General features: G+C 38.0%; 1 protein-coding gene and 1 pseudogene. Both read left to right on the forward strand.

Translation table 11 applies throughout. The features are described 5' to 3' along the window. The first annotated feature begins 144 nt into the window (after positions 1–144). Positions 145–468 (forward strand): hypothetical protein, encoded by a 324-nt coding sequence (locus tag SKA34_RS01310; protein ID WP_006643679.1) that lies wholly within the window; start codon positions 145–147, stop codon positions 466–468. A 232-nt stretch (positions 469–700) separates the two neighbouring features. After that, positions 701–1,520 (forward strand): annotated as a pseudogene (locus SKA34_RS01315) (Fic family protein); the annotation flags it as partial.

Genomic DNA, 1,520 nt, shown 5'->3' on the forward strand with positions numbered 1-1,520 from the left:
TAACAGGCGCTTTGCTAAACCAGCTAAACGTCAATTGAATGTGCACAGACCTATCTACGAAACCCGAAAGAGTTATACGATATTTTCTCCTGGCAAACTTCGCGAAAAGACGCTAAATCACTAACGCTACAGTATGACAAAGTCATGTATTTACTTGAAAAAAATTCAGAAAATGAAAACCTTGTGGGTAGAAATATCATGATACATGATTACCCTGACGGTCAAATAGATATTAAGCATTTAGGTCAATCATTAGGTTACAGTATTTTTGATAAATTGGAGCGAATAAATCAGGGAGAGATAGTTGAAAATAAGCGTTTAGACGCTGTTTTGAGATTAGCGATGGTAGAGCAAGAACGATTGGAATCAGAAGGTTTAAGAGAGCGTAGTCGTTCAGATACACCAAGACGACAAGAACAACGTAGACAGTCGCGAATAAATCCCGTGATGTATGACCAAGCGAAATAACAAATTTCTGTCACTTAGAAAAAGTGACATTTCTAACTTGGAGAACCGTGTGACATTTCTAAATGGTTGCAACATTGGGTTTACATCACTGGTGCGCAAAAGATGCCATATGTTAAATACAGGTGTTTAAGGGGAATTTTACTTAAATAAATTATCTCCATTCCTATCCTGAAATTTCTTGCTAAATTGCGCTATTTTCATTAATATCATCTCAATTATGGCGCTTTTTGAGATGAGATTAATGTCAGGTAAGTATTTATCCCCGCCAGTATGCCCTTTTGATTCTATCAGTGATGTATTGTTTGAGATTGGCTGTCAGGGCGATGATCCCAACAAATATACTGATTACCTCAATCCATTTATTGATGAATACCACTCGTTTAATGAGTTTAGACGTAGAGTAAAGCCAGGTTTAGACGTTAAATTCTGTTGGTGGTTAATGCGCCTATCCCGTGATAACTCATTAATAGACTTAACGCCATTAGAAGATAAACCATTGCCATCTGACTTGCCTGATGCTGTTAATCAGGCTTTATTGCAATCACCTGATTTTATTAAAAATTGCCAGTTTAATAACTTGCATGAGTTTAGTCGGATTTTATCGCAAATTGACCGTTACACTACGCATAATTCGATGCTAGGAATACTAGAGCAGATTGGTGAAAATGCACATTTCGTCCACTTAACAAATACTTTAATTGATGATGAGGCGATATCTAGTAGTCAGCTAGAGGGGGCAGCGACAACAACTATTCTTGCTAAAGAAATGCTTCGTAAAAAACGGAAGCCTCGCACTGATGGTGAGCGCATGATTGCGGGTAACTTCGATTTAATGCAAGCAGCATGGAGCCTCAAAGGTAATTCATTCAGTATTAGGTTGATAAAAGAGCTACATAAGGCTGGCACACAAACCTTAGATCAAGGGAAATACACATCTGGCACATTTAGAACGACAGATGATATTGCGGTTGTGAATTCTGATGATGAGATAGTCCATCAGCCCCCAAAACACGATGTTATTGATCGCCTATTATCACGTGTAGTTAATTGGT

It is taken from the genome of Photobacterium sp. SKA34 (genome assembly GCF_000153325.1).
GTDB lineage: Bacteria > Pseudomonadota > Gammaproteobacteria > Enterobacterales > Vibrionaceae > Photobacterium.